Here is a 2,303-nt window from a genome sequence, read left to right as displayed (position 1 = left end):
CCGTGCATAGCGTGGGCTGGGAGAGAGGGGAATAAAAGACAGGCGTGGTGCTGGCCCCGTTGCAGGTCTCCGACACCTACGCCAATGATGGCTACCAGGTACGCCAGGCCGCGGTGGCCGGCTTCCAGCCCGCGCCACTGCTCGACACCCCCGCCTCTGTCAGCGTGTTCAGCCAGCAGTTGCTGGAAGACCGCCAGGTACGCAAGCTTAGCGAAGTGTTGCAAAGCGATGCCTCGGTCGGCGAAAGCTATGCCCCCATCGGCTACTACGAAAACTTCAATGTGCGCGGCTTCGAGCTGAACGCCGCCAGTAGCTATCGCATCAATGGCCAGACCATTGCCGGCGAACAGAACGTAGCCCTGGAAAACAAGCAGCAGGTGGAATTGCTCAAGGGCCTGTCCGGGCTGCAGACCGGCGTGTCGGAGCCGGGCGGCTTGATCAACTATGTGACCAAGCGGGCCCAAGACATACGCAGCGTCACGGTATCGACCAACGAACAGGGCGAACGCTATCTGGCCACCGACCTTGGCGGCTGGTTCGGCAGCGAAAAGCAGTTCGGCCTGCGCGCCAACCTGGCCCATGAAGACATCCGCACCTACGTCGACCACGCTGACGGCAAGCGCGACTTCGCCTCGCTGGCATTCGACTGGCAGATCAACCCGGATGCCACCCTGCAGCTGGATGCCGAGTATCAACACCGCGAACAGTCGTCGGTGCCGGGTTACCAGCTGCTCGGTGGCACTGAAGTGCCACACGGCGTCGACCCGGAAGGACGCCTGGCCTACCAGCATTGGGCAAAGCCTGTGCAGAACGACTCGCTGAACCTGGGCGGCCGCTTCGAATACCGCTTCAACGATACCTGGACCGGCACCTTGAGCGCCTCCCGCAGCAAAGTGGTGATCGACGACTACAGCGCGTTTGCCTGGGGTTCGAGCGAGGGGGCGTTTTTCGGCAGCAATGGCGACTACGACATCTATGACTTCCGCAGCCCCGACGATACCCGCCGTACCGACGAGGCACAGGCCATGCTCAACGGGCACTTCGATGCGCTGGGCGTAGGGCACGAGCTGACCGTGGGTACCAGTGCGCAGCGACGCACACTGGATCAGCGCCCTTACTACAACGAGTGGCTTGGTACCGGCAACATCCATACCGGCGCCCCGGACCTCGATCCGTCCGACAAACCCGTCGGCGCCAGCGAACGCCGGCTGGACAGCCGCCAGTACGGCTTGTTCGTCAGCGACCGCATCAGCTTCAACGAGCAATGGCAGACTGTGCTGGGCGCCCGTGAAGTGCGCCTGGATGAAAAGACCTGGGACGAGAACGGCGTAGCCGGGCGCCATACCCGCCAATACGAGCTGCTGCCCAACGCTGCGCTTATCTACAAACCGCAGCCGAACACCACGGTATACGCCAGCTACGCCAAGGGCCTGTCTGCCGGAGGCACAGCACCCTGGTTCGCCAGCAATGCAGCTGAGATCCTTGCACCCACCACCTCCCGCCAACTTGAACTTGGCCTCAAGCACGACTGGCAAGGCCTGAGCCTGAGTGCCGCCCTGTTCCAGATCCGCCAGGCTTACCAGTACGCGCGCCCGGACGGCATCGGCAACTTCACCTACGTGCAGCAAGGCCAGCAGAAAAATACCGGCCTGGAACTGGGTGCCAGCGGCCGGGTGACCCCGAACCTGCAGGTACAGGCCAGTGCGGCAGCCATTCGGGCGCGGGTGCAGAACAGCGGCACCGAAGCCTATGAAGGGCACCAGGCGATCAACGTGCCTAAATTCCGGGCGGCGCTGCATGCGGAATATGCCCTGCCGGTTCCGGGGCTGGCGCTGCTGGGCGGGGCGCGGTATAGCGCCAGCAAGTATGCGAGCCAGGCGGGCAATGTAGAGGTTGGCGGGTATACCGTGTTCGACCTTGGCAGCCGCTACAGTACCCGTGTTGGCGGGTATGACACGGTGCTGCGGCTGACGGTGGATAACGTGCTGGACAAGCGTTACTGGCGCGATGTGGGGGATTACCTGGGGGATAACTACCTGTTCCAGGGGGCACCGCGTACCGCTCGGCTTTCGGCTTCGATCAGCTTCTAGATTGCCGGGGCCGCTCTGCGGCCCTTTCGCGACACAAGGCCGCTCCCACAGGTGTGGACTGCCCCCAAGGGTTGGATGGGTGTCCAACTTCTTGGGGGCACTCCAATTGCCCGTGGGAGCGACTGTCTTGCTCAATTTCTAAAAGCTGGCGCGATCCGTGTGGGAGCGGCCTTGCGTCGCGATGGGCTGCGCAGCAGCCCCAATGGCCTTGAA

1 pseudogene is annotated in these 2,303 nt (G+C 63.2%); it reads left to right on the top strand.

Features of this window, described 5'->3' with window-relative positions:
- Positions 1–44: 44 nt before the first annotated feature.
- Positions 45–2,090 (top strand): annotated as a pseudogene (locus ACK59Z_RS25715) (TonB-dependent siderophore receptor); the annotation flags it as partial.
- Between the last annotated feature and the right edge of the window lie 213 nt (positions 2,091–2,303).

This window comes from Pseudomonas sp. KCJK9058 (assembly GCF_046230975.1).
In the GTDB taxonomy this organism is placed as follows: Bacteria; Pseudomonadota; Gammaproteobacteria; order Pseudomonadales; family Pseudomonadaceae; genus Aquipseudomonas; species Aquipseudomonas alloputida.
This window is presented reverse-complemented; position numbering and strand designations above follow the sequence as displayed.